The sequence below is a fragment of the Amycolatopsis albispora genome, assembly GCF_003312875.1.
Classification (GTDB): domain Bacteria; phylum Actinomycetota; class Actinomycetes; order Mycobacteriales; family Pseudonocardiaceae; genus Amycolatopsis; species Amycolatopsis albispora.
The window spans coordinates 8,902,892-8,928,304 of sequence record NZ_CP015163.1; the positions used below are offsets into that span (position 1 = coordinate 8,902,892).

The 25,413-nt window shown below is 70.6% G+C and carries 23 protein-coding genes; 10 read left to right on the forward strand and 13 right to left on the reverse strand.

Annotation, left to right across the window (positions count from 1 at the left end; translation table 11 throughout):
* The first annotated feature begins 394 nt into the window (after positions 1-394).
* Positions 395-1,276 carry a Gfo/Idh/MocA family protein gene (locus A4R43_RS41430; RefSeq protein WP_113698228.1) on the forward strand — a complete coding sequence of 294 codons (882 nt, stop codon included), beginning with the start codon at positions 395-397 and terminating at the stop codon, positions 1,274-1,276.
* Positions 1,273-1,743: a DUF6917 domain-containing protein gene (locus A4R43_RS41435; protein WP_236808613.1), complete on the forward strand. Its 471-nt coding sequence runs from the start codon at positions 1,273-1,275 to the stop codon at positions 1,741-1,743. The genes A4R43_RS41430 and A4R43_RS41435 overlap by 4 nt, the downstream gene beginning before the upstream one ends.
* Here the strand turns inward: A4R43_RS41435 and A4R43_RS41440 are convergent.
* The 5 genes from A4R43_RS41440 to A4R43_RS41460 form a co-directional block, all read right to left on the reverse strand.
* Positions 1,732-2,265 carry an EF-hand domain-containing protein gene (locus A4R43_RS41440; protein ID WP_113697079.1) on the reverse strand — a complete coding sequence of 178 codons (534 nt, stop codon included), beginning with the start codon at positions 2,263-2,265 and terminating at the stop codon, positions 1,732-1,734. The two genes, A4R43_RS41435 and A4R43_RS41440, sit on opposite strands and share 12 nt — an antisense overlap.
* Before the next feature lie 74 nt (positions 2,266-2,339).
* Positions 2,340-3,578 (reverse strand): nucleotide sugar dehydrogenase, encoded by a 1,239-nt coding sequence (locus tag A4R43_RS41445; RefSeq protein WP_113698229.1) that lies wholly within the window; start codon positions 3,576-3,578, stop codon positions 2,340-2,342.
* Between the two features lie 14 nt (positions 3,579-3,592).
* Complete coding sequence (locus A4R43_RS41450) at positions 3,593-3,994, reverse strand: hypothetical protein (RefSeq protein WP_236808615.1); 402 nt, start codon at positions 3,992-3,994, stop codon at positions 3,593-3,595.
* A gap of 97 nt (positions 3,995-4,091) precedes the next feature.
* Positions 4,092-5,162, reverse strand: coding sequence for an ADP-ribosylglycohydrolase family protein (locus A4R43_RS41455; RefSeq protein ID WP_113697080.1), 1,071 nt, complete (start codon positions 5,160-5,162; stop codon positions 4,092-4,094).
* A 19-nt stretch (positions 5,163-5,181) separates the two neighbouring features.
* On the reverse strand, positions 5,182-6,465 hold the full coding sequence (locus A4R43_RS41460; protein WP_113697081.1) for a DHA2 family efflux MFS transporter permease subunit: 1,284 nt from the start codon (positions 6,463-6,465) through the stop codon (positions 5,182-5,184).
* Between the two features lie 30 nt (positions 6,466-6,495).
* On the opposite strand from A4R43_RS41460, the gene A4R43_RS41465 reads away from it, so the two are divergent.
* From A4R43_RS41465 to pcaB, 3 genes are all read left to right on the forward strand, one after another.
* Positions 6,496-7,077 (forward strand): TetR/AcrR family transcriptional regulator, encoded by a 582-nt coding sequence (locus A4R43_RS41465; RefSeq protein ID WP_113697082.1) that lies wholly within the window; start codon positions 6,496-6,498, stop codon positions 7,075-7,077.
* A 65-nt stretch (positions 7,078-7,142) separates the two neighbouring features.
* A complete protein-coding gene (locus tag A4R43_RS41470; protein WP_113697083.1) occupies positions 7,143-8,504 on the forward strand; it encodes a PQQ-dependent sugar dehydrogenase in 1,362 nt (453 codons plus the stop codon).
* 10 nt (positions 8,505-8,514) lie between these two features.
* Complete coding sequence (pcaB, locus tag A4R43_RS41475) at positions 8,515-9,834, forward strand: 3-carboxy-cis,cis-muconate cycloisomerase (protein WP_205215180.1); 1,320 nt, start codon at positions 8,515-8,517, stop codon at positions 9,832-9,834.
* 12 nt (positions 9,835-9,846) lie between these two features.
* Here pcaB and A4R43_RS41480 read toward each other — a convergent pair whose 3' ends face one another.
* Genes A4R43_RS41480 through A4R43_RS41500 form a run of 5 tightly spaced genes read right to left on the reverse strand, consistent with a single transcriptional unit; the run spans position 9,847 to position 14,649 of the window.
* Positions 9,847-11,334: an FAD-dependent monooxygenase gene (locus tag A4R43_RS41480; protein ID WP_113697085.1), complete on the reverse strand. Its 1,488-nt coding sequence runs from the start codon at positions 11,332-11,334 to the stop codon at positions 9,847-9,849.
* Positions 11,331-12,293 (reverse strand): MBL fold metallo-hydrolase, encoded by a 963-nt coding sequence (locus A4R43_RS41485; protein WP_113697086.1) that lies wholly within the window; start codon positions 12,291-12,293, stop codon positions 11,331-11,333. The genes A4R43_RS41480 and A4R43_RS41485 overlap by 4 nt, the downstream gene beginning before the upstream one ends.
* On the reverse strand, positions 12,290-12,688 hold the full coding sequence (locus A4R43_RS41490) for a PGPGW domain-containing protein (RefSeq protein ID WP_113697087.1): 399 nt from the start codon (positions 12,686-12,688) through the stop codon (positions 12,290-12,292). Before A4R43_RS41490 ends, A4R43_RS41485 begins: the two co-directional genes overlap by 4 nt.
* Positions 12,689-12,697: 9 nt before the next feature.
* Positions 12,698-13,495, reverse strand: coding sequence for a GNAT family N-acetyltransferase (locus A4R43_RS41495; protein WP_236808616.1), 798 nt, complete (start codon positions 13,493-13,495; stop codon positions 12,698-12,700).
* Positions 13,492-14,649: a trans-sulfuration enzyme family protein gene (locus A4R43_RS41500; protein ID WP_113697088.1), complete on the reverse strand. Its 1,158-nt coding sequence runs from the start codon at positions 14,647-14,649 to the stop codon at positions 13,492-13,494. Before A4R43_RS41500 ends, A4R43_RS41495 begins: the two co-directional genes overlap by 4 nt.
* 59 nt (positions 14,650-14,708) lie before the next feature.
* Between A4R43_RS41500 and A4R43_RS41505 the strand changes: the two genes are divergently transcribed.
* From A4R43_RS41505 to A4R43_RS41520, 4 genes are all read left to right on the forward strand, one after another.
* The gene (locus A4R43_RS41505) at positions 14,709-15,200 is read left to right on the forward strand and encodes an Lrp/AsnC family transcriptional regulator (RefSeq protein ID WP_113697089.1); all 492 of its coding nucleotides are present in this window, start codon (positions 14,709-14,711) and stop codon (positions 15,198-15,200) included.
* Between the two features lie 65 nt (positions 15,201-15,265).
* On the forward strand, positions 15,266-16,651 hold the full coding sequence (locus A4R43_RS44530; protein ID WP_261342080.1) for an alpha/beta hydrolase family protein: 1,386 nt from the start codon (positions 15,266-15,268) through the stop codon (positions 16,649-16,651).
* Between the two features lie 223 nt (positions 16,652-16,874).
* Positions 16,875-17,282, forward strand: coding sequence for a histone-like nucleoid-structuring protein Lsr2 (locus A4R43_RS41515; RefSeq protein ID WP_113697091.1), 408 nt, complete (start codon positions 16,875-16,877; stop codon positions 17,280-17,282).
* An 86-nt stretch (positions 17,283-17,368) separates the two neighbouring features.
* A complete protein-coding gene (locus A4R43_RS41520) occupies positions 17,369-17,905 on the forward strand; it encodes a GNAT family N-acetyltransferase (protein WP_113697092.1) in 537 nt (178 codons plus the stop codon).
* Between the two features lie 108 nt (positions 17,906-18,013).
* Here A4R43_RS41520 and metF read toward each other — a convergent pair whose 3' ends face one another.
* The 3 genes from metF to A4R43_RS41535 are packed head-to-tail and all read right to left on the reverse strand — an operon-like array spanning position 18,014 to position 23,345.
* Positions 18,014-18,898, reverse strand: coding sequence for a methylenetetrahydrofolate reductase [NAD(P)H] (gene metF / locus A4R43_RS41525; RefSeq protein ID WP_113697093.1), 885 nt, complete (start codon positions 18,896-18,898; stop codon positions 18,014-18,016).
* Positions 18,895-22,383 carry a methionine synthase gene (metH, locus tag A4R43_RS41530; protein WP_113697094.1) on the reverse strand — a complete coding sequence of 1,163 codons (3,489 nt, stop codon included), beginning with the start codon at positions 22,381-22,383 and terminating at the stop codon, positions 18,895-18,897. Before metH ends, metF begins: the two co-directional genes overlap by 4 nt.
* The gene (locus A4R43_RS41535) at positions 22,380-23,345 is read right to left on the reverse strand and encodes a carbohydrate kinase family protein (RefSeq protein ID WP_113697095.1); all 966 of its coding nucleotides are present in this window, start codon (positions 23,343-23,345) and stop codon (positions 22,380-22,382) included. The genes metH and A4R43_RS41535 overlap by 4 nt, the downstream gene beginning before the upstream one ends.
* A gap of 206 nt (positions 23,346-23,551) precedes the next feature.
* On the opposite strand from A4R43_RS41535, the gene A4R43_RS41540 reads away from it, so the two are divergent.
* Positions 23,552-25,360 carry a hypothetical protein gene (locus tag A4R43_RS41540; RefSeq protein WP_236808619.1) on the forward strand — a complete coding sequence of 603 codons (1,809 nt, stop codon included), beginning with the start codon at positions 23,552-23,554 and terminating at the stop codon, positions 25,358-25,360.
* Positions 25,361-25,413: the final 53 nt, after the last annotated feature.

Genomic DNA, 25,413 nt, shown 5'->3' on the forward strand with positions numbered 1-25,413 from the left:
CACCAAACCAGCGGCGCGCGACCTGGCCACTTAGCCAGTGGGGCGCGAAAGCCACTTGGTGGCTGAGTCACAGGGGCACGAGAACTACGCGGCGGCTGAGTTGCTGCGGCACGAGAGTCACTTGGTGGTGGGGCGGCAGGGGTACGAGAGTCACTCGGCCATTCAGCCGTTCGGGTGCGAGCGCCACCTGGCGACTTAGCCAGTGGGCCGCGAAAGCCACTTGGCCGATGAGCCACCCGGGTGCGGAAGCCAGTTGGTCAGCGAGGCAGCCGGGTGAGAGTGCCACTTGGCCAGCGAGCTACTCGGGCGCGAAAGAGGCTGGGCCACTGGGCCACTCCGGAGCGAAGCCAGCGAGGCGGTTGGCCAATGGGGCACAGAGCCAGTGGAGGCGGCGGTGAAGGTGGTGCGGGTGGGCGTGGTCGGGCTCGGCGTTATCTCCAAGTATTACCTCGCCGCGATTTCCGCTAATCCCGCGACCGAGTTGGCGGCGGTGTGCGATCTGCGGCGGGAGGCCCTCACGCCCTTCGAAGGCATGACCGCCTGCTTCACCGACCACCGCGCGATGCTCCCCCGGATCGACACCCTGGTGGTCACCACGCCCAACGACACCCACGAGCAGCTCTGCCGCGAAGCCGTCGAAGCCGGGGTGTCGGTGTGCGTCGAGAAGCCGTTGGCAATCGAGCTCGAGGCCGGGCGGCGGGTGGCCGCGCTCGGCGGGCGGGTGTTCACCGCCTTCCACCGGCGGTACAACCGGAACGTGCGCCAACTCACCAGGGATCTGCGAGGCCCCGGAATCACCGGACTGACCGTCCGCTACCTGGAAAAGATCGAGGAGCACGTCGGCGAGGACGCGTGGTATCTCGACGCCGCGCGCTGCGGTGGTGGCTGCGTGGCTGACAACGGGCCCAACGCGTTCGACCTCGTGCGGCTCTTCCTCGGCGACGTGACCGTCGAAGACGTGGCCATCAAGCGCGACCCCGCCGGCGTCGATCGGGTGGCGGTGGTCCGGTTGCAGGCGGGTGACGGCACCCCGGCCCGCGTCGAGCTTGACTGGTCGTATCCCGGCGAGACCAAGGACGTCCGCGTCGAGCTGGCCGACGGCACCACCCGGACGGCCGACCTGCTCGACGGCTTCACCGGGTTCAAGAACTCGCTGTGGCACGAATACGAGGGCGTGCTCGCCGATTTCCTCGGCGGCGCACCGGATCAAGGGCTCGCCGCGCTGGAACTGGTCGACGCGAGCTATCGCCGCGAAGCCGTGTTGGAGGGCAAATGAAGGAAAACGGGCCGAAGCGCGCCGTCACCGGAGTGCTGGTGAAAGTCCTGCTGCACCGCCGCGACGAACGCGGCATGAGCCTGGAACCCCACGCCAGCCGATGCGTTCGCCGCGGCGAGGTTCACGAATTGGTGACCACCGACCACCGTGAAACCGAGGCGGGCGCGCGAATCGACCGCGTCGGGTTCCTCGGTTTCGCCGAGATGTCCTGCGCGGGCGTGCTCGACCGCGGCGACGAGTTCTGGCTCGGCGACCGTTTCGTCGGCACGCTGCTCGGCTTCGACGCCTGCCACTTCCCCAACCACTACAACATCCTGATCGCCCGCGCCGAAGTGGTGACCGGCGCCGACCTGGCGCTCACCCCGGAAACCCCGGTCGCCTTCCGCCCCGCCCCGGACACGAATGTGGCTTTCGGAGCGGAAAACGCCCCGAAAGCCACATTCGTGTCGGCTCCCTCAGCCCAGTAGCGGCACGTTCAGCTTGCCGAAGTGGAAGCTGCGCACCGCGGCGAGCAGTTCCTCAGTGGACAGCTGGCCGTCACCCGAGGTGTCGATCTGGTCGAACGCCGCGCGGGCCTCGTCCTTGTCCACGCCGACCGCGCCCAGCCAGATGGCGAACTCGTCACCGTTGATCTGGCCGTCGTGGTTGTCGTCGCACATGCCGATCACGCCCTTGATCACCGGGCGCATCACGCGGTTGAAGCTCGCCTCGCCCTCCTGGAAGATGAGCCGCTCGGTCACCGCGCGGAACTGCTCCTCCGACAGCGAGCCGTTCTTGCCGACCCCCGCCTGCGTGGCGAGGTATTCGAACAACCCGGTGAAGGCGTTCAGCAGGTTCCTGGTTTCCGGTGACGAGCTGTCCTTGGCGAAGGCCTCCGCGATCCGGCGCGCCTCCTCCTGGAAGTCGGCGAGTTCGAGCGCGCCGTCCCCGTTGGTGTCCCACTTCTCGAAGCGCTGGGTGAGCCGATCCTGAGCAACAGCGGTGGTCATGAAAATGTCCTTTCCTCTACTCCGGATTGTTTTTCGAACAGCCCCCACCGGCATGGTTCCGGCGGAAGTCCTTTTCAGAGAAGCCGCACGCGGTGCCCGGCGACCCGGCCACGGGTGTCGAGCAGGCAGCGGGCTTCACGCGCCAGCAGCGCGCTTTCGTAGCAGGCGTGGTCCTGCAACAACACGGTCAACTCGGCGTCGGCGAGCGCGGCGGGCAGGTCGGTGACCCGGTCCAGCGCCACACCGTCCACTTCGAACCGTTCGATGTGGGGATCGTGGTACCGCAGCTTCGCTCCGCGCTCGGCGAACGCTTCGGCCACCGCGATCGCGGGTGACTCCCGCACGTCCGGCACGTCCGGCTTGTACGTCACACCGAGCAGCAGTACCTCGGCGCCGGCCAGCCGCCCACCTCGGTCGGCGAGAATGGCCGCGGCCCGCCGGGCCACGTACTCCGGCATGCCGTCGTTGATCTGCCTGGCCGCCGACACCAGGCTGAACGAGAACCCCTCACGCTGCGCCTTGCTGGTCAGGTACAGCGGATCGACCGGGATGCAGTGCCCGCCGATCCCGGGGCCCGGCCGGAACGGCGCGAAGCCGAACGGCTTGGTCGCGGCGCATTCCAGCACGTCCCACACGTCGATGCCCATCCGGTCGCAGAACACCGCGATCTCGTTCACCAGCGCGATGTTGACGAACCGGTAGGTGTTTTCCAGCAGTTTCGACATCTCGGCCTCGCGGGTGCCCCTGGCGATCACCACGGTGTCCACCAGTTCGCCGTAGAACGCGGCACCGTGCTTCGCGCAGAGCGGGGTGTATCCGCCGATCACCTTCGGGGTGTTCGAGATGTCGAACCGCGGATTTCCCGGATCGATCCGTTCCGGTGAATACACCAGGTGGAAATCCTCCCCGGCGACCAGGCCGCTGCCGTTTTCCAGAATGGGCCGCACCACCTCCTCCGTGGTACCGGGAAAACTGGTGGATTCGAGCACCACCAGCGTGCCGGGCCGCAACCGGGCGGACAGGATTTCCGCCGCCGAACGGACCGCCCGCAGATCCGGTTTTCCCTGCGGGGTCAGCCCGGTCGGCACGCAGATCACCACGGTGTCCGCATCGGCCAGCACGGCGGTGCCGGTGGTGGCGGTGAACCCCGCGGCACGCATTTCGGCGAGGTCGTCGTCACTCACCCCGTGCACTGGTGACCGGCCCGCGTTCAGGCTGGTCACCACCGGTTCGGCCAGGTCGAAGCCCCGGGTGGGCAGGCCGGTCCGGCAGCCGAGCCTGGCCAGCGGGAGGCCGACGTAACCGAGCCCCATGACCACCAGGGCGGTCAAACGGAGAAGCTTCCGCTGCCGGGGGCCACGTGTGAGCCGTAGTCGGGCGCGACGCTCAGCGACGGGGTGAGGCAGAACGGATCACCGTAAATGCGCACGGTGTCGTTCGTCTCATTGATGAGCACGTGCGCGGCCAGCGGCAATTTGTAGCAGCCGTCCGGATTCCGGTACACGGTCAGTTCGATGACCTCCAGTTCGAACACCACCACCCGGCCGGCCGCGGCGGAGGCGGGTGCGGTGCCGAGCAAAGTCGCGATGACCGCGACCACCGCGGCCATGGAAAAGGTTTTGCGCATGGTGATCCCCTCGATCGCAGAAAAGCGGGAAAGGCAAATCGTTGCAAAACGTAACGTATCAGCAACGCAGAGTGCCGGTAAGGGGCCGAGCGCAAGGGGCACCGGTGGGGTGAAGGCGGGCCACGCGCGGAACCCGTCCGGTGCGCGCGGTCACGGTGTGTTCATCACCCGCGCGCGATTTTGTTGGTGCGAAGGTGTGTCAGAACGGCGCTTTGGGGTTTTTCCCGTCGCGGACAGCGCGCGCGTAGTCGAGCGCGTCCTCCCGCGAGACCCAGTTCGGCACGCCGATTTCGAAGTCCCCGCAGACCATCGTCATGCCGCCGGACCACACGTCGGGCGGCGGGTGGATGACCTGCCATTCGTCCCACTGCACCACCTGGGGTTGGTCCGGCGGCGGCGCGGGCGGACCGGTGAACCACAACGGCAGCGGTTCGCAGGAATTCCACCACTCGACCGGGATCGCGCCGCTGCCGGTGCGTGCGGTGAGCACACCGCCGGTCATCGCGCACACCGTGTCGATGTCCTCGGCGACGCGTGCGGCTGTCCACATCGCACCGGGGAAATCGCCGAAATGGTGCGCGGCCAGCCAAAGCGCGAGCGGGACCGTGTCGGCCGCGCTCACTTCCCGGCCGTTGCCCAGTTCGCGGGCGACCTCCTCGGCGGGACCACCCGATCCGGCGGCCACCTCGATCCGCCGCCGGACCTCGCTCGGCGCCACCCGGGCCGCCACCGCCCGGAGCAGATCGCCGCCCGTAAGCGAGGTCGTGCACGCGAGCGCGGCCGCGACGGCCACCGCCACCGCACCGGCGACGCCTTCGGGATGGGCGTGCGTGACCTCGGCCGAGCGGGCGGCCTCGGCGACCACCGCGTCCAGGTCCGGGCCGAACCAGGCGCCGAGCGGGGCCACGCGCATCGCGCCACCGTTGCCCCATGACCCGTTTCCGAAGACCGACGGCGCGACGTCCCGCCACGATTCGCCCCGCCGGTAGCGCAGCAGCACCCGCTCGGCGCCGGAGCCGTATCCGCGGTCCGGGTCGAAGTGGTGCTGGAAGTGCCAGGCCAGGTCGTCCTGGTCGATGCGGCCGTGCCGGGTCAGCACGGCGAACACCGAGCACGCCATCTCGGTGTCGTCGCTCCACGCCCAAGGCGCCGGAGGCAGCACACGCCCGACGACGTCCGGGTGGTCGCCCGGCAACCTGATCTGCGCGCCGAACGCGTCACCGACCTGCAGCCCGTACAGGCTGGCGTGGGCGGGGTGCTCCTGGGTCATGCCCGCGAATATGCCAAATTCACCGGGCGCCGGTGTGCAGAACGGCCGCACTGGCCACGGTCAGTCCGGACAGGACGGCCAGCGCGCCGAACCCCCACCCGTACCCGGACTGGGTGAGCAGTACGGCGATCCCGGCCGCGCCGATCGCGCCGCCCGCCCGCTGCACGATGTTGACCAGGGTGGTCGCGTCGCCGAGCCGGTCGGCGGTGACCGACGCGTAGGCCGCCGTTGTCGCGGGCAGCTGGGCCAGTGCCAGCGCGGCGCCGCGCACCACCAGCAACGCGGTCAGCACCGGAACGGGCAGCGGCAGCAGGAACGGCAGCGTGGTGACCACGAGCAGCACGGCACCGGCGAGCGTGACCAGCCCGGCGCCGTGCCGGTCGGTCAGCGCACCGCCGAAGTAGAGCGCGCCGGCGCTGCCCAGGCCCATCGCGAGCAGCTGCAATCCGGTCGCCGTGCTGTCGAGGCCGGCGTCGAGCTGGAGGAACAACGGCAGGAGCAGCAGGCCCGCGTACATGTTCGCGCCGGTGAACCCGGTGGTCACGGTGGCCGCGGCGAACCGACGATCGCGCAGCAGCCGCAGGTCGAGCAGCGATCGCGGGGTCCGCGCGAACCACGCGATCAGCACTCCGCCGGCCAGCAGGAGCGGGATCGACCGGCTGGTGGCGCCGTAGAGCAGCAGCGGGAGACCGCCGCCGAGCAGGACCAGCCCGGTCAGGTCCAGCGGCCGGGTGTGGTCGCGCTCGCCCGGCGGGACCAGGCCACGCGCGGCGGCCAGCGCGAACAGCCCGATCGGCAGGTTGAGCCAGAACAGCCAGCGCCACGACGCCAGGTCCAGCAGCAGCCCGCCCAGCGCGGGGCCGACCGCCGGGCCGAGGCTGACCACCACGCCGAGCGCGCCCATCAGCCTGCCGAGCTGCGCCGGTCCGGCGACCGCGCCGAGCACCGCCTGCCCGGCGGGCACCAGCAGCCCGGCGGCCAGTCCCTGCAGGACCCGGGCGGCGATCAACGCGGGCACGCCCGGCGCGAGCGCGCACAACGCCGAAGCCAGCACAAAAACGGCCAGCGCGACCGTCCACACGCGACCGTAGCCGAAGCGGCCGCCCAGCCAGCCGGACGCGGGGAGCGAGACCGCCAGCGCGACGAGGTAGCCGGTGACGATCCACTGCACCACCGGCAGCGTGCTGCCCAGGTCCGCACGCACGGCCTCGACCGCGAGATTGACCAGGGTCGAGTCGAGCATCGCGAGCAGCGCGCCGAGCCCGGTGACGGCGGCGATCTTCCAGGTGCGCGTCGGGATCATGGTTTTATCGTACCGTGGTACGATAAAAAGGTGCCGAAGCGAGTGGACCACGAGCAGCGACGCCGCGAGTTCGCCGCCGCGCTGGTGCGCTGCGCCCGGGAGCGCGGCCTGCACGCGACCGGGTTCCGCGAGGTCGCGGCCGAGGCCGGGGTCTCGCTGAACCTGGTGCAGTACTACTTCCCGACCAAGGAAGCGCTGCTGCGGGGCGGGCTGGTGTACGTGCGCGAGCGGATCACCGAACGGCTGCGCGAGCGGCTCGACGCGCTGCCCGGCGATCCCGAACGACGGGTGCGCGCGATCCTGGCGGAGCTGCTCCCGAACGACGAGGCGAGCACCGATCTGTACTGCGTCCACGCCGCGTATGCCGCGCTCGCGCTGACCGATCCGCTGCTCGCCGCGCAGCCGCACGCCGCCGGTCCCGACGAACTGCACCCACTGCTGACCGAGCTGCTGGCGGCCGCCGGGCTGGCCGAAGCGCGGCTGGTCGCGACCAATCTGCTCGCGCTGGCCACCGGCCTGTCCGCCTACGTCGTCTCCGGTTACCACTCGATCGAAACCGCGCGGGCCGCGTTGACCGCGCAGCTGGATCTGGTCTTCGGCCAGTCGAGTTGACAGATGCCGCGTGCCGCCGCCTCGGCCAAGCTGGGGTCACCGGGCAAACGGACAAGGAGGCGGTCATGCCGGAGAACGGCAAACCGAAGGGGCGGCTCCGGCGGCGACTCGGCTGGGTGGCGCTGGGATTTGTGCTGGTGGTGGCGCTGCTGATCGGGCTGGGCGCGTACGCGCTCGATCCCGGCGGTGATCCGCCCGATCCGGCGGGGCTGGGGGCGAACCCGCAGGTGGCGCCACCCGACGAGCAGACCATTCCGACGGTCAACGCGGCCAATGTGATCGGCTGGCCGGATGACAAGGCGCCGATCGCGCCGCCGGGGTTCACCGTCACCCGGTTCGCCGCCGGGCTGGACCACCCGCGCTGGCTGTACCAGCTGCCCAATGGTGACGTGCTGGCCGCCGAATCGGCGACGGCCCCGGCCGATTCGCTCTTCGGCTCGCTGTTCGACCTCATCCGCGGCAACGACGGCTCACGCAAGCAGAGCGCGAACCGGATCACCCTGCTGCGTGACGCCGACGGTGACGGCGTGGCCGAGTTCCGCACGCCGTTCCTGGAGAACCTGAGCCAGCCGTTCGGCATGGCACTGGCCGGCGGTTCGCTGTACGTGGGCAACACCGACAGCGTGTGGCGCTACCCGTACACCGAAGGCGAGACGCGGATCAGCGCGCCGGGGCAGAAGATCCTCGACCTGCCCGCGGGCGGGTACAACAATCACTGGACCCGCAACGTGGTGGCGGCACCGGACGGCTCGAAGCTGTACATCACCGTCGGTTCCGGCAGCAACATCGCCGAAAACGGGCTGGACAACGAGATCCGGCGCGCGATGGTGCTCGAGATCAATCCGGACGGCAGCGGGGAGCGGGTGCTCGCCTCGGGCATGCGCAATCCGAACGGCCTCGACTTCGAGCCGACCACGGGTACATTGTGGACGGTGGTGAACGAGCGCGACCTGCTCGGTGACGACGCGCCGCCGGACTACTTCACCCGCGTGCGCGACGGTGACTTCTACGGCTGGCCGTGGAGCTACTGGGGGCAGCGGGTGGACGAGCGGGTCGAGCCGCAACGGCCGGACCTGGTGGCGAAGTCGATCACCCCGGACTATTCGCTCGGTGCGCACACCGCCCCGCTGGGCCTGGCCTTCTACCGGGGCGAAGCCTTCCCGGAACGGTTCCGCGGCGGCGCGTTCATCGGTGAGCACGGTTCGTGGAACCGCGGTCACTCGGTGGGCTTCTCGGTCAACTTCGTGCCGTTCCGCGACGGCATGCCGAGCGGTCCGCCGGAGGACTTCCTCACCGGGTTCAAGCCGGACCCGGACAATGCGGACACCTACGGCCGCCCGGTCGGGGTGATCGGCACCCAGGCGGGGGACCTGCTGGTCGCGGACGACGCGGGGAACGTGGTGTGGCGGGTCTCCGCCAGCCACTAGCATGGCGGGCATGAACGCTGATTCCGGCCTGCTCGCGCCGGTGTGGGCGGGCACCGGGCTCGCGGACCTGGTGTCCGACGAAGCCTGGCTGCGCGCGATGCTCGAAGCGGAGGCCGCGCTCGCGCGCGCACAGGCGGAGCTGGGCGTGATCCCGCCGGCCGCCGCCGAGCGGATCACCGAATGCGTCCAGAAGGGACAGTTCGACCTGGCCGCGGTCGCCGAGCAGGCCCGTGGCGCGGCGAATCCGGTGGTGGCGCTGGTCAAGCAGCTCACCGCGGCCGCCGGGCCGGAGGCCGCCGAGTACGTGCACCGCGGCGGCACCAGCCAGGACATCTTCGACTCCGCTTCGATGCTGGTGGCCAGGCGGGCGCTCGACGCGATCGACGCCGACCTGCGGCGCGCGGCCGGTTCGCTGGCCGGACTGGCTGCCGCGCACCGCGAAACGCCGATGGCCGGGCGCACGCTGACCCAGCACGCCGTGCCGATCTCGTTCGGGCTCAAGGCCGCCACCTGGTTGCAGCTGGTACTGGACGCGCTCGAGCGCGTCCGGGCCGTGGTGGTACCGGCGCAGCTCGGCGGGGCGGCGGGAACCCTTGCCTCGTATGAGGAATACGCGGGCCGGAAGCCGAACGGGCCGGAGCTGATGGAGGTGTTCGCGCGGCAGCTCGGGCTGGCCGTGCCGGTGCTGCCGTGGCACACCGCGCGCACACCGATCGCCGACCTCGGTGCCGCGCTGTCGTTCACCACGGGTGCGCTGGGCAAGCTGGCGGTGGACGTGCAAACGCTGTCCCGCACGGAAATCGGCGAGGTGACCGAACCGGCGGCCGAAGGACGCGGGGTGTCCTCGGCCATGCCGCAGAAGCGGAACCCGGTGCTGGCCACGCTGCTGCTCTCGGCGGCGAAGCAGGTACCGGCGAACGCGCTGGTGCTCGCGCAGAGCCTGGTCGCCGAGGACGAACGCGACGGCGGTGGCTGGCACGCGGAATGGCAGCCGCTGCGGGAATGCCTGCGGCTGACCGCCGGTGCCGCCCGCACCGCGGCCGAACTGACCGGCGGGCTGGAGGTCCACCCGGAACGCATGCGGGAGAACCTCGCGCTGACCGGCCGTGGCATCGTGTCCGAACGCCTGAACATCGCGCTGGCGGCGACCATGGGCAAGGCCGCGGCCAAGGACCTGCTGGCACGGTTGAACCGCGAAGGTTCGCTGGATGGCGCCGAGGAACTGAGCGGCCTGCCCGACCTCAGCGCACCGGAGGACTACCTCGGCGCGTCGTCCGCCTTGGTCGACCGCGTGCTCGCCCGAGCGGAGAAGGTCCTGCACCACAAGTAGCCGGGCCGAGCGTCACCAGCCCAGCGCGCGGGCGCGGGCGGCGGGCAGTTCGGCCGGGTCGGTGAGCACCGCCGCCACGTACGCATCCGGGCGCAGCAGCCAGATTTCGCCGTCCCGCGCGCCGAGGGCCTCGCGCAGCGCCGGGGTGAATCGGAGGTGGGGCTCGGGCAGGTCGTCCGAGCTGAGCACCAGAAAGCCTTCCCTGGCCAGCTCACGCAACCGCCTGCCGTCGGCCGGAACATCCGGGACCAGCACACCGGGTCCCGGCGGCGGCACGGAACCGCGGGCTGGCCGCCCAGCGAACGGGCGTGCCGGGTCCACAGTGGTCAGTGGGGAATCCGGGTACCAGAACGGTTCCGAGAGCCTGCCGGAGTTCACCTCGGCACGGGCGGCGGGGTCCGCCGAAGCGCGTTCCAGCACCGAAAGCCGGTGCCGCCGCTGCCCTTCATCGTGCGGCACCAGGAAGTCCATCGTCGCCGTGGTGATCTCCAGGTTCTCCAGCGCGGCGGCGTGCCGTTCGGTGTGGTACGACTCCAGCAGTCCAGGGCCGGACTGTCCACTGAGGACGTAGGTCAGCTTCCACGCGGCGTTCTCCGCGTCCGCCACCCCCGAGTTCAGCCCGCGCGCGCCGAACGGCGAGTACAGGTGCGCGCAGTCCCCGGCCAGCAGCACCCGGCCCACGCGCAGGCGGCTGGCCACCCGCGACTGGAACCGGTACACCGACTTCCAGACGATCTCGTACGGCCGGTCGCCGATGATCGCGCGGATGCGTTCGTCGAGCGAGTCGGTGGTGAGGTCGTAGTCCGCGGGCACCTGCCAGTCGATGCGGAAGGTGGCGCCGGGGCACGGGTGGATCAGCACCTGCCGCCCGGGGTTCCAGGCCGGATCGAAGTAGAACCGCCGTTCGTGTGCCCAGCCGGGCAGCTCGGCGCGGATGTCGCAGATCAGGAACCGGTCGTCGTAGGACCGCCCGGCGAAGTCGACGCCCAGCGCGGCGCGGAGGTCGGCGCTCCGCGCCCCGGTGCAGGCGACCGCGTAGTCCGCGCGCACCTCCAGCCCCGAGGCGCAGCCGATCGTCACGCCGTGCTCGTCCTGCTCGATCCGGTCGACGTGGTGACCCCAGCGTGCCCCGATCAGCGGTTCCGCGGCGATCTGCTCGTCGAGCAGTTGCTCCGTCCGTGCCTGGGAGATATTCACGAACGGCGGAAACGGCGACGATCCGTGATCGGGCAGCGTGTAGGAGAACAGCTCCTGGTCGCGGTAGAACGTCCGCGCGGTGGTCCAGGTGACGCCTTCCGCGGCGATGCGCCTGCCCGGCCCGGCGAAGTCCCACACGTCGAGCACGTCCCGCTGCTGGCAGATCGAGCGCGACCCGCTGAGATCGCGGTGCGGCCGGGAGTCCAGCAGCAGCGAGGGCACGCCGCGGCGGGCGAGCAGCAGCGCGGTGGTCTGGCCGACGGGCCCGTTGCCGAGCACCGCGACCGGCGTCCTGGCGGTCATCCCTGCAACTGTGCCCAGACCTCACGATCCCGTTCGGCCGTCCAGATCACCGGGCGCTCGATGCCGGACAGCTCGTCCCACAGTCGTGACACGTCGAACGGCAGGCAGTGCTCGAAGATCGGCCAGTGGCCGTAGTCGTCCACCAGCGCCGCGTGCGTGGCGTCGAAAGCTTCCTTGAGCGTGCCGCCACGCTCCCGCACGGCACCGACCTCGCGGATCATCACCTCCAGGAAACCGCGCGTCTGCTCGATCGCCGCGTCGACCGCCTCGCGACCCCGGCTCACCCCGCCGCGCCCGCCGATCAGCACCTCGGCTTCGAACGCCCGCACCTGGTCCAAAGTGGACGACGACCAGTCGTGGTGGAAGGCGTCGCCGGTGTACAGCGCGGCCTCGGCCTCGACCAGGTCACCGGCGTAGAGAATGCGCTGCCGGGGCAGCCAGGCGACCAGGTCGCCTTCGGTGTGCCCGCGCCCGCAGTAGTGCAGCTCGAGATCACCGCGCTCACCGCCGAGATCGATGGTCAGCCGGTCGGAGAAGGTCAGCGTGGGCCAGGTCAGGCCCGGCACCGAAGCGGCGCCCTTGGCCAGGCGCGGCATCCGGCCGAACTCGCTCTTCCAGTCGGCGAGCCCGCGTTCGGCGATCAGCGCGCGGGTGTTCTCGTGGGCCACGATCACGTCGGCGTCGAACGCCGAAGCGCCCAGCACGCGGACCGCGTGGTAGTGGGAAAGCACCAGGTAGCGCACGGGTTTGCCGGTGTGCTGGCGCAGCAGCTCCAGCCATTCGCGGGCGGCGACCGGGGTGGCGAGAGCCTCGAAGCAGACCAGGAAGTCCTCGCCCTCGATCGCCCCGATGTTCGGATCGCCCTCGGCGGTCAGCGCGTAGACGCCGTCGCCGAGCACCTCCAGGGTGCGCTGCTTCTCTTCCAGGTCGGCCGAGGATGCGAACGCCTTCTTTGTCATGTCCCCGATGCTAGGCCGCGCCGGGCCCTTACTCGCCGGTAGCTGTAACCGAGCAGGACCAGCAGCACGATGCCGGACAGGATCAGGCTGGTGCCGGTGCTCCACCCGGCCAGCGGCAGGCCGGGCACCAGTCCCCACACCACGCCGGCGGCGATCAGCGCCAGCCCGGCCAGCACCGAACCGGTGATCCGCAGCGGGGAGGACACGCTGTCCTCGGCGGCCTTCATCGCGCGGTCCCGCACCGGATCGACGTAGCGCTCCAGCTTCGGGAACTCCGAGGCGAGGATGAGCAGTCCGGCCAGCACCAGCAGGAGCCCGGGGCCGGGCAGCACCAGCAGCACGATGCCGATGGCCAGGATCAGCACTCCCGCCACGGTCAGCAGTATGCGCTTCATCCACCCAAGTTAACCGAGCGTGGCGGACTCGGCCGGGCGAGCGGCGTACTCGGTGAACGAGCCGTCCACGGTGAACCCGAGCCGCCGGTAGACCGGTTCACCCTCGGGGGAGGCCTGGAGCACGATCGCCGGGAAGCCCGCGTCGACGGCGGTGCGCATGGTCGCCAGCGTCATCGCGCCGCCGAAGCCGCGCCGCCGGTGGCTCGCGAGCGTGCTGATGTTGTAGATCCCGGCGACCCCGGCGTGCAGGAAGACCTCGCCGGTGCACACGGGCACGCCGTCGGCGTACCCGACCAGGTAGCGCGCCGGGCAGCCGGGAGCCAGCGCGAGCGCGGCCGTGCTGGCCACGAACTCCACCACGGTCGCCGCCGGCGGATCCCAGTTGGCCGCCAGCACCCGCGCGTAGTCAGCCAGCTCGGCGGCCGTCCGTGCCAGGCGGATGTCCAAGCCGGGATGCGGTTCCCGCGGTAGCGGACCGTCCACAATGGTGGACATCGCGGCCTCGGTCTCCGCCGCGGGCAGCCCGGCCGCGGCGAGCCGGGCGGGCAGGTCCCGCGGTCCGGACGCGGGACCTGCCCACCAGGAAAACGGGCGCGGGCCGAGGCCACGCAGCGTTTCCGCGATCCGCCGGTCCGCGTTCCGCTCGGTGAACCGGGCGGCGGCGATGATGTTGAACGTGTCGTCGTCGAGCCCGCTGTCGGAGACGACCACATCACCGGGTTCGCGCACGGTCATGCCCGCCGTGCCGCGGTGCAGGTGGCAGGCGTGCTCGGCGAGATTCGCTTCGGCGGCTTCAGCGAGGTTCACGCCGTCGATGATCCCCCAAGTGCCTGATCGAGGTCCGCCCACAGGTCCTCGACGTCTTCGAGACCGACCGAGATCCGCAGCAGCTGCTCGCTGATGCCGCCGTCGGCGCGGTCGGCCGGGTCCATGATGTGGTGGCTCAGCGAACCGGGGTGCTGGATCAGGCTGTCCACGCTGCCGAGGCTGACCGCCGGCGTGAACAGCCGGACGGCCCCGATCACCGCGTGCGGATCGCCGTGCACCTCGACCGCGAGCATCGGGCCGCCGCCGGTCATCTGCTTCTCCGGGCGGTGCTCGTTGCGGCCGGGGTAGTGCACCTTGGCGACCCGCGGGTGCTCGGACAGGCGCGCGGCCAGCTCGGCGGCCGTTTCGGACGCGGCCCGCATGCGCAGCGGCAGCGTGGAAAGCCCGCGCAGCAGCAGGTATCCGGCCAGCGGGTGCAGCGTCGCGCCGGTGAGGAAGCGCAGCTGACGCAGCTTGCGCGCGTACTCCTCGTCGCAGGCGACCACACCACCGAGCACGTCACCGTGGCCGCCGAGGAACTTGGTCGCGCTGTGCAGCACGATCCGCGCGCCGTGCTCGGCCGGGCGCTGCAGGGCGGGAGTGGCGAAGGTGTTGTCGGCGAGCAGCGGCACCGGGCCGCAGGCGTCGGACAGGCGGCGCAGGTTCGTCTCGGACAACGTCGGGTTCGCCGGGGTCTCCACGATGACCAGCCCGGTGTCGTCGCGGATCGCGCCGGCCACCTCGTCCGGCCTGGCGAAGGTGACTTCGTTGCCCAGCAGGCCGGAGGCGATCAGGTGGTCGCTGCTGCCGTACAGCGGCCGGACCGCCACCACGTGCGGTTTGCCTGCCGAGACCCCGGCGAGCAGGCACGCCGACAGCCCGGCCATGCCGCTGGCGAAGGCGACCGCGGCCTCGCAGCCCTCCAGTTCGGCCATCGCCGTTTCGAACCGGGCCACGGTCGGATTGCCGACGCGGGCGTACACCGGCGGGCCGTCCACCTGCGCGCCGGTGCAGAGCACGTCGAGCCGGTCGGCTTCGGTCCGGCTGTCGCGCGAGGGGTAGGTGGTGGACAGGTCCAGCGGGACCGCGTGCACGCCCAGTTCCACGAGGTCGTCGCGGCCGGCGTGCACGGCACGGGTGTTCAGTGTGGTCATGCGCCGAACCTGGCAGGCGAGCCGGGACACGGCCACGAGGTCCGGACTATGTTCGGCGCATGACGGAGAATGTGCGCCTGGATTCGGTGGACGCCGAGATCCTGCGGCGCTTGCAGAACGACGGCCGGATGGCCAACAAGGAGCTGGCGGCGGCGGTCGGCATCGCGCCGTCGACCTGCCTGGACCGCGTGGCGCGGCTGCGGCGGGCCGGCGCGATCACCGGGTACACCGCGCAGGTCGATCCCGCGGCGATCGGCCGTCCGATCGAGGCGCTGCTCGCGGTGCAGGTCCAGCCGCACGCGCGCCCGCTGGTCGACCCGTTCGTCACGCACGTGCTCGGCCTGCCGGAGACCAGGGCGGTGCACCACGTGACCGGGCCCGACGACTTCATCGTGCACGTGGCCTGCGGCAGCAGCCAGGACCTGCAGCGGCTGGTGCTCGACGAGTTCACCGCCCGGCCGGAGGTGGCCAGGCTGCAGACGCACCTGATCTTCTCCACCTGGCCGGGCGGGCCGCTCACCCCGTACCGCACCACAAAGGACACTCATTGACATGTGACCAAATGGTCACGTATCTTTCGCGGTGCCGCACTGGTCGCTGGAATGGAGACACCGTGATGAGACGCGCACTCACCGCACTCGCTGCCGTTGCCTTGCTCACCGCCGGACTGGCCGTCGCGCCGGATGCCGCGTCGGCCGCCCCCGAAAGCGGGCGCCGCAGTTACACCGGATGGCTCGGCGGTGCGGAGTACCGGGTGGAAATGCCCGAGCACTGGAACGGTTCACTGGTGCTCTACAGCCATCCGTACTACGTCGAGGGAATGCCGCCGGGAATCGGGCTGGCGAACCGCCCGGAAACCGAGAACTGGCTGCTCGGCGCCGGTTACGCGCTGGCGGCCTCCGATTTCACCGGGCGGGTCGGCGCGGTCTACGACCAGGCGCCGCGTGATCAGCTGGCGTTGCTGGACTGGATCGAAGCGAACATCGGGAAACCGCGGCGGACGGTCGCGCTCGGCTCGTCGATGGGGGCGGCGCTTTCGGTATTGCTGGCCGAGCGGAATCCCGAGCGGATCCACGGCGTGGCGGCGTTGTGCGGCCCGCTGGACCTGGCGGGCAGTTGGAACCTCTCTCTCGACGTCACCTTCGCGCTGCGCACCCTGCTGGCGCCGGAAGCGGACATCGACCTGGTGCGGCCACGGGATCCGGCCGGGAGCGCGCAGGCGCTCCAGTCGGCGGTGGACGAGGCGCTGACCACACCGGAGGGCCGGGCGCGGCTCGCGCTGGCCGGTGCGCTCGGGAATGTGCCGTCCTGGAATTCCGCGCTCCACCCCGAACCGGCCGCGCTCGCCGACCGCATCCGGCAAATGGCCGAACTGGCCGCGGTGCACATCTGGGCTTTCGGCCCAACGGGCCGCGTGGATCTGGAACAGCGGGCAGGCGGGAATCCGTCCTGGAATGTGGGAATCGATTACCGGCGACAGCTCGCCAAGTCCGATCAGCGCGACCTGGTGCGGGAGGCGTACCGGGCGGCGGGAATGGACCCGGCCGCGGATCTGGCCCGGCTCGACGCGGCGCCGCGGGTGGCCGCCGATCCGGCGGCGAAGCACTGGCTGGACAGCCACGGCGTGCCGGAAGGCAGGACCCCGGCGCCGGTGGTGACCTTGCACAACACCGCGGACGCCGCGGTCGCCGAGCACGAGCGCTGGTACGCCGGGCAGGTGCGGCAGCACGGTTCGCCGCGGCAACTGCGTCAGCTCTACGCCGATCGGGCCACCCATTGCGCGTTCACGCCCGCCGAGGAGATCGTCACGCTGCGCGTTTTGTTCACCCGGATCGATTCGGGCCGCTGGCCGGAGGTTTCGCCGCGGACGCTGAATGCGCAGGCCGGACGCCTCGGCCCCGAGTTCGGCACGGTTTACGACTATCCGACGAACAGTTACGCCCCGGCGGCCCCGGCGTTCGCCCGCTTCTCGCCGTCGCAGCCGCTTCGCCCTTCCCGCTGAGCGCCGCGGCCGGCCTTGGCGCGGGGCCCTGAACTGCAGCGTCCTGTGTGGACCGCACGTTTCTTGTCCGGCGTGCAACCGGATTGACGTGCTGTTCGTGATCCCGATTTCGTCTTCGGCGGCGAGAATGACAAACTATAAACGGCGGGGCCCTCGCACGCCGCGACGGTCGCGCCCGTTATGGTGCGGCTGGCTGATCAACGAAGCGGGAAGAGAGCACATTATGGCGCAGAAGGTTCTGGTCGAGATGATCGACGACATCGACGGCGAGATCGCCACCCAGACCGTGCCGTTCGGTTTGGACGGTGTGTCCTACGAGATCGACCTGTCCGACGAGAACGCCGCCAACCTCCGCGAAGAGCTCGCGCGTTTCATCGCGGCCGGGCGGCGCACCGGTGGCCGCAAGGTGCGGCTGGCCACCGGCGAGTCGGCTTCCTCCTCCAGCGGGGCGGACCGGGAGCGGGCGCGGCAGGTCCGGGAGTGGGCCAGGGAGAACGGCTACCAGGTCTCCGAGCGCGGCCGGATCTCGGCCGAGATCACCGAGGCCTACGAAGAGGCGCAGCGCAAGCCGGCCGCTGCCAAGGGCGGCACGCGCAAGCGCGCCACCCGCAAGAAGGCCGCGGCGAAGTAGTGCGGTGTTCCTCCGGCGCCACCGGACCCGGACCCTCCATTCCGGACCGGTGGCGCCGGGGCGCACGCCCGGTTTAGGCTTCCGCCGTGGGGCACGAGGAACTGGTGACCAGGCGGCTGAGCCTGCGCCGCCCTGCTCCCGGCGATATCGACGCCATCCTCGCCATTCACCGCGATCCACGCGCCTGCGCGCACAATCCGTCCGACCAGCTCACCGCGCGTGACGAAGCGGAACAGCTTTTCCACCGCTGGGACGCGCATTGGTCGGGCCACGGCTTCGGCTATTGGACCGTGCGCCCCGCCGGGGCCGGCGAGCCGGTGGGTTTCTGCGGATTGAAAGTGGTGGAGTTCCGGCGGCAGATGGTGCTGAACCTCTTCTACCGCTTCGCCCCGGCGCACTGGGGAGCCGGCCTGGCCACCGAGGCCGCCACCGCCGCGGTGGAATGGGCCGCCGCGCACCGGCCGGAGCATTCGGTGATCGCCAGGGTGCGCCCGGCCAACCACGCCTCGGCGAAGGTCGCCGCACGGGCGGGCCTGACCAGAGCCACCCACCTGGACGGCCCCGGCTACGACGGTCACGACCACATCTTTCACCGCCCGGTTTCCGCCGGTCAGCACCGGTGAAGACGTCACGAATGTGGCTTTCGAGACCTTTGGCGTCTCGAAAGCCACATTCGTGACATCAGCGGTCGGGGCGAAACGCTCGCGAAAGCGACATTCGTGTCCGGCGGGTCAGGCGGCGCGGCTGGCTGGGCCGGTGAGGATGTGGCGGTGGATGTCCAGGGCGGCATCCGACTTGTTGAGCGTGATGTAGTGCAGTCCCGGCGCGCCTTCGGCCAGTAGCCGGTCAGCCATGGCGGTGGCGTGGTCGACGCCGATTCGATACGCGTCCGCCGGGGTGGCGTGTTCCAGTGCCCGCGCCAGCTCCGGCGGGAAGGACGCGTCGCTCAGTTCGGCGAACCGGTGGATCTGCCTGAAGTCGGTGGCGGGCATGATCTCCGGGATGATCGGCGTGCTGCAGCCCGCCGCCTCGACGCGGTCCCGTAGCCGCAGGTAGTGCGTCACGTCGAAGAACATCTGCGTCACCGCGTAGTCGGCTCCCGCGCGGCACTTCGCCACGAAGTGCCGGGTGTCGCTGTCCACATCGGACGAACGCGGGTGCAGCTCCGGGTACGCCGCCACGCCGACCGAGAAGTCGCCCATCGACTTCACCATCGAGACCAGCTCGGCCGCGTAGGTGAAGCCCTGCGGGTGCGCGATCCACCGCGCCCGCGGGTCGCCGGGCGGATCCCCGCGCAGCACCAGCACGTCCCGGATGCCCGCGCCCGCGTACTGCCCGATGATCTGCCGCAGCTCCGCCACCGAATGCCCGACGGCGGTCAGGTGCGCCACCGCGCGCAGCGTCGTGTCCGCGACGATCGCCTCGGTCACCTTCACCGTGCGCTCCCGCGACGAACCGCCCGCGCCGTAGGTCACCGAGACGAAGGTTGGCGCGAGCGCCTCCACCCGCCGCACCGAGTCCCAGAACCGACGTTCGCCCGCCTCGGTTTTCGGCGGGAAGAACTCGAAAGAGAAGCTGGGGCGGCCGGTGGCCAGTTCCTCACGCAGCGTGCTCATCGGCGGGCTCCCGTGTTGAAGTACTTCGCCTCCGGGTGGTGCAGCACGATCGCGTCGGTCGACTGCTCCGGGTGCAGCTGGTACTCCTCGGACAGTTCGACACCGATGCGCGACGGGTCGAGCAGCGCGGCGATCTTCGCGCGGTCCTCCAGGTCCGGGCACGCCCCGTAACCGAGCGAGAACCGCGCACCACGGTACTTCAACGCGAACATGTCCTCCACCGCCGCCGGGTCCTCGTGCGCGTACCCCAGTTCCGCGCGCACCCGCGCGTGCCAGTACTCGGCGAGCGCCTCGGCCAGCTGCACCGACAACCCGTGCAGCTCCAGGTAGTCCCGGTAGGCGTCGGCGGCAAAAAGCTCGGCCGTCCGCTGACCGATCCGTGAGCCGACCGTGACGATCTGCAAGCCGACCACGTCGACCTCACCCGATTCCTCCGGCCGGAAGAAGTCCGCGAGGCACAGCCTGCGCCCGCGCGGCTGGCGGGGGAAGGTGAACCGGGTGCGCTCGGAACCGGTCTCGGACAGCAGGATCAGATCGTCCCCTTTGGACACGCAGGGGAAGTACCCGTAGACCACCGCGGCCTCGAGCAGGTTCGCCGTGTGCAGCTCGTCCAGCCAGCCACGCAGCCGCGGCCTGCTTTCGGTTTCCGCCAGTTCCGCATAGGACGGTCCGTTCCCGCGTGCCTGCTTGAGCCCCCACTGCCCCTTGAACAACGCGTCTTCGTCCAACCAGGACGCGTAGTCCTTCAGCGGAATGCCCTTGACCACCCGCGTTCCCCAGAACGGCGGCTCCGGGATCGGGTTGTCGACGGCGACGTCGGAACGCACCGAACCCTCGTCCGGCGGCGGCGCCAGCACCTCGGCGGTAGAAGTTTTCGCCACCCGCCGTGGTTTCAGCTCGGGTAGCTTCGCGCCCGGCACACCGCGCTTCACCGCGATCAACGCGTCCATCAGGCGCAGCCCCTCGAACGCGTCGCGCGCGTACCGGACTTCGCCGTCGTAGATCTCGTGCAGGTCCTGCTCCACGTAGGCACGGGTGAGCGCGGCCCCGCCGAGGATGACCGGGTACTCCGCCGCCAGCTTGCGCTGGTTCAGCTCCTCCAGGTTCTCCTTCATGATCACCGTGGACTTCACCAGCAGGCCGGACATGCCGATCACGTCCGCCTTGTGCTCGGCGGCGGCCTCCAGGATCGCCGACACCGGCTGCTTGATGCCCAGGTTCACCACGGTGTAACCGTTGTTGGACAGGATGATGTCGACCAGGTTCTTGCCGATGTCGTGCACATCGCCGCGCACCGTGGCGAGCACGATGGTGCCCTTGCCCGCCGCGTCGGACTTCTCCATGTGCGGTTCGAGATAGGCCACCGCGGTTTTCATCACCTCGGCGGACTGCAGCACGAACGGCAGCTGCATCTGCCCCGAGCCGAACAGCTCGCCGACCACCTTCATGCCTTCGAGCAGCGTGAGGTTGACGATGTCCAGTGCGGGCCGCGACTCCAGCGCCTCGTCGAGATCGGCTTCCAGCCCGTTGCGCTCACCGTCGATGATGCGGCGCTGCAGGCGTTCGTCCAGCGGCAACGCGAGCAGTTCCTCGGTTTTCCCGGCCTGCATGGACTTGCTGTCCACACCCTCGAACAGGGCGAGGAACTTCTGCAGCGGGTCGTAACCTTCGCGGCGGCGGTCGTAGATCAGGTCCAGCGCCACTTCGCGCTGCTCGTCGGCCAGCCGCGCGATCGGCAGGATCTTCGCCGCGTGCACGATCGCCGAATCCAGCCCGGCTTCGACGCATTCGTTGAGGAACACCGAATTCAGCACCATGCGCGCGGCCGGGTTGAGGCCGAACGAGATGTTGGACAGCCCCAGCGTGGTCTGGACCTCGGGGTGACGCCGCTTCAGCTCGCGGATCGCCTCGATCGTGGCGATACCGTCCTTTCGCGACTCCTCCTGCCCGGTGGCGATGGTGAAGGTGAGGCAGTCGACGATGATGTCGCACTCCCGCACGCCCCAGTTCCCGGTGAGGTCGGCGATCAGCCGCTCGGCCACCGCGACCTTGTGCTCCGGCGTGCGGGCCTGGCCCTCTTCGTCGATGGTCAGCGCGATCAACGCGGCGCCGTGCTCCACGGCCAGCTTGGTGATCCTGGCGAACCGCGAGTCCGGGCCGTCGCCGTCCTCGTAGTTGACCGAGTTGATCACCGCGCGCCCGCCGAGCTTTTCGAGCCCCGCCTGGAGCACGGCCGGTTCGGTGGAGTCCAGCACGATCGGCAGTGTGGAGCTGGTGGCGAACCGGCTGGCGATCTCGGCCATGTCGGCGACGCCGTCGCGGCCCACGTAGTCCACGCAGAGGTCGAGCAGGTGCGCGCCTTCGCGGATCTGCTCGCGGGCCAGTTCGACGCAGTCGTCCCAGCGGCCGTCGAGCATGGCCTCGCGGAACTTCTTGGAACCGTTGGCGTTCGTGCGTTCGCCGATGGCGAGGTACGCGGTGTCCTGGCGGAACGGCACGGACTGGTACAGCGAGGCGGCGCCGGGTTCGGGCCGCGGGTCACGCGGCGACGGGCTCAGGCCGCGGACCCGTTCGACCACCTGCCGCAGGTGTTCCGGTGTGGTGCCGCAGCAGCCGCCGACCAGGGAAAGGCCGTAGTCGCGGATGAACGACTCGTGCGCGTCGGCGAGTTCGGCCGGGCTCAGCGGGTAGTGCGCGCCGTTCGCGCCGAGCACCGGCAGCCCGGCGTTCGGCATCGCGGACACGCGGGTCCGCGCGTGACGCGCGAGGTACCGCAGGTGCTCGCTCATCTCGGCGGGACCGGTGGCGCAGTTCAGCCCGATCATGTCGATGCCGAGCGGTTCGAGCGCGGTCAGCGCGGCGCCGATCTCCGAGCCGAGCAGCATCGTGCCGGTGGTCTCCACGGTGACCTGCACCAGCAGCGGCAGGTCCGCACCGGCTTCGGCGAGCGCCCGCTTGGCGCCGATCACCGCGGCCTTGGTTTGCAACAGGTCCTGGGTGGTCTCGACCAGCAGCGCGTCGGCGCCACCGGAGATCAGCCCGGCGGCGTTGTCGCGGTAGGCGTCACGCAGGTCGGCGTAGGGCGCGTGGCCGAGCGTGGGCAGCTTGGTGCCGGGGCCGATCGAGCCGAGCACCCAGCGCGGGCGGCCGTCGGCGGCGAACTCGTCGGCCACCTCCCTGGCGATCTTCGCGCCAGCTTCGGCCAGTTCGAAGATGCGGTGCGCGATCTCGTACTCGCCCAGTGCGGCCAGGTTCGTGCCGAAGGTGTTGGTCTCCACGCAGTCCACGCCGACCGCGAAGTACGCCTCGTGCACCGAGCGCACGATGTCCGGCCGCGTCACGTTGAGGACTTCGTTGCAGCCTTCGAGCTGCTGGAAGTCGTCCATGGTCGGGTTCTGCTCCTGGAGCATGGTGCCCATCGCGCCGTCCGCGACCACCACCCGGCTGGCCAGCGCTTCACGCAGCGCGCGTACCCGGTCCGTCATGCGAGGTCCGCCAATCGCGTCTCGATTTCGTCGGCGGCCGCCTGCCCGTAGCTCTCCGCCGCGCGGGCGGCGAGATCGGCGGCGACCAGCTTGTACTCCTGCGGCCCGACCGTCTCCAGCACGGCGGTGGCCAGCGTGCAGCCGAGCTGCGCGGCGCGGTCGTCCGGCCAGCCCCAGGCGAACCCGGCCAGGTAGCCGGCGCGGAAGGCGTCGCCGACCCCGGTCGGATCGGCGACGTCGTGCGCGGGCACCGCGGGCACGCGCAGCGACCGCCCGCCGTCGATGGCCACGCCCTCACCGCCGTAGGTGGTGATCCAGGTGCGCACGCGGTCGAGCACCTGCAGCCGCGTCCAGCCGGTGCGTTCGCAGAGCAACGCGGCTTCGTACTCGTTGGTGAACAGGAACTGCGCGCCGGTCACCAGCTGCCTGGTCTGCTCGCGGTCCAGCGTGGCCAGCTGCTGCGACGGATCGGCGGCGAACGGCACGCCCAGCTCACGGCACTGCCCGGTGTGCCGCAGCATCGCCTCGGGATCGTCGGGCGCGAGCACGGCCAGGTCGATCGGGCCGACGCGGGTCAGGTCGATCTCCTTGGCCTCGGCCATCGCGCCGGGGTAGAAGGTGGCGATCTGGTTCTGCTCGAGATCGGTGGTGCAGGTGAACCGCGCGGTGTGCCGGTGCGCGCTGACCAGCACCGCGCTGGTGTCGACGCCGTGCTCGCGCAGCCAGGTGCCGTAGTCGCCGAAGTCGGGGCCGACCGCGCCGGCCAGCAGCGGGCGCAGCCCGAGCCTGCCGAGGCCGAAGGCGATGTTGGCGGCCACCCCGCCACGCCGGACCTCCAGCCGGTCGGCCAGGAACGACAGCGAGACGCGGTCGAGGTGGTCGGCGATGAACAGTTCCCGGAACTTTCCCGGAAAGGTCATCAGGTGGTCGGTGGCGATCGAGCCTGCGACGGTGATGCGCACGGGCGATCCTCCTCGGACTGGGGCCGGGCCCCAGTTTCCGGGCGGATCGGCGGGCCACTTCTTTTCGCTGAACTGTGATCTGAATCACAAGAGTGAAACGCTGTGGGAAGGTCCGGCAAAGGAAAAGGTGTGGGGCCGCGGAAACCTGGGGGAGCCCGCGGCCGTTGATCCGGTGAAATCCGCACACCCGTCGGGGGGACGCGCGCGTGGTCGTTGCCAGTCCGGTTCGTGAGCAACTGCCACCCGTCCGGCGAACCGCCACGGTGCCCCGGCGCGGCCGGATCCTGCTGCACGCGAGCTGGATCCTCGCGCTCGCGGTGCTCGCCGAACTGCGCATCGGCCGGTTCGGCTTCCACCCCTCCGACCAGGGCTTCGTGCTGGCGCAGAGCTGGCGGATCCTGCACGGCGAGATCCCGCACGCGGACATCGTCTCGGCGCGGCCACTGGCTTCGGCACTGCTGCACACCGTCGACTTCTTCGTCCCAGGCCCGCTCTTCGTGGTCTCCGGGGTGCTGTCGATGCTGGAGCTCACGGTGGCCACCGTGGCGCTCGCCGCGCTGGTCACCCGGCGCCCGGTGCTGACCTGGGGGCCCGGGTTCACCGCACTGGTGGCCGCGGCGGCGCTGGTGAACCTGAACGGGTTCCCGATGATGGCCTGGCACACCATCGACGGGATCGCGCTGGTGGCGTGCGGGGCGTGGGCGCTCGACACAGGCCTGCGGTCGGGCCGGGCGTGGCCGCGGCGGCTCGGGTTGTTCCTGTTCGGCGTCGCCGGGTTCGTCAAGCAGGGCTTCCTGGTCGGGATCGTGCTGGCGGCGGTGTGGCTGCTGCTGCACCCGGCGAGCCGGGCGGGTGCGCTGCGGACCTGGCGGTGGTGGCGGCGGACCGTGGCGGATCTGCTGGTGCTCGGCGCCTTCCCGCTGGCCTACGTGGCGGTGGTGTGGCTGGCGGACGGGTACGAGTCGATGTACGCGCAGGTGGCGACCGGGTTCCCGGCGTACGGCGAGCGGCTGGTCGCGTTCTGGGTGGACGAGTTCTTCTTCACGCCGCACGGCGTGCCGCTGCCGCACACGCCGGTGCCGTTGATCGTGGTGTCCGCGGTGATCGCCGGACTGCTGGTGGTGGTCCGGCTCGCCGGGCGGTGGCCGCTGCTCGACCGCGCGCTGGTGCTCGCGGGCACGGCGACGGTGGTGGCCGCCCTGGGCTGGGGCTTCTTCGCCCGCGAGCCGCGCTGGGCCGACGTGCTGTGGTGGGCGGCGGTCGCCGCGCTGGCGGTGGCCACCGTGTCACGGCGGCGCGTGCCGCCCGCGGCGCTGCTGGTGGTGGCGCTCGGGTACATGATCAGCCTGTCGTGGGGCGTGGACACGCCCACGCTGCTCGCCGGGACCCTGGGGCTGACCACGGTGCTGTTGCTGGTGGAGGGCATGCCGCCGGTGCCGTCGCCGGGCCGCGCGATCACCGCGCTCGCCGGGGTGGTGGTGTTCGCCGTCGCCGGGTTCACCGTGGTGCACCGCCACGACCGCGCGCCGTACCTGGACCAGCCGCGCGAACGGCTGACCGAGGACCTCGGGCTCATCACCCCGGAAATGCGCGGGGTGATGACAAATCCGGCCACCTACCGCTACGTTTCGCAGCTGAATTCCTGCCTGCGGCGGTTCCCGGCGTCGAAGGTGGCGGTGCTGCCGGACAATCCGTTCGCCTATCCGGTGTTCGGCCTGCGGAATCCGTATCCGCTGGAATGGCCGCTGCCGCTGGAACTGGTCGGCGACGGGCCGGCCAGGATGATCGAGCGGACCCACCAGCTCAACCACGAGGGCGACTACCTGGTGCTGTTCCAGACGGTGAAGCCGGAAGTGCTGGCGGCTGGCGGGGAGGTCCCGCGCTGGACCAGCCCGGACGCGCCGATCTTCGACCACGCGGACCTGGAGAACGACATCAGGGCCATCCTGACCGGGCAGCCGGTCACCTGCGGCAGCTTCGTCGGAAAATGGTCGCCGCGCCCGGCCGGTGGATGATGAAATTCATTTCACACAATGGCGGATTGCGCATTGTGCAATAAAGGTCGAAT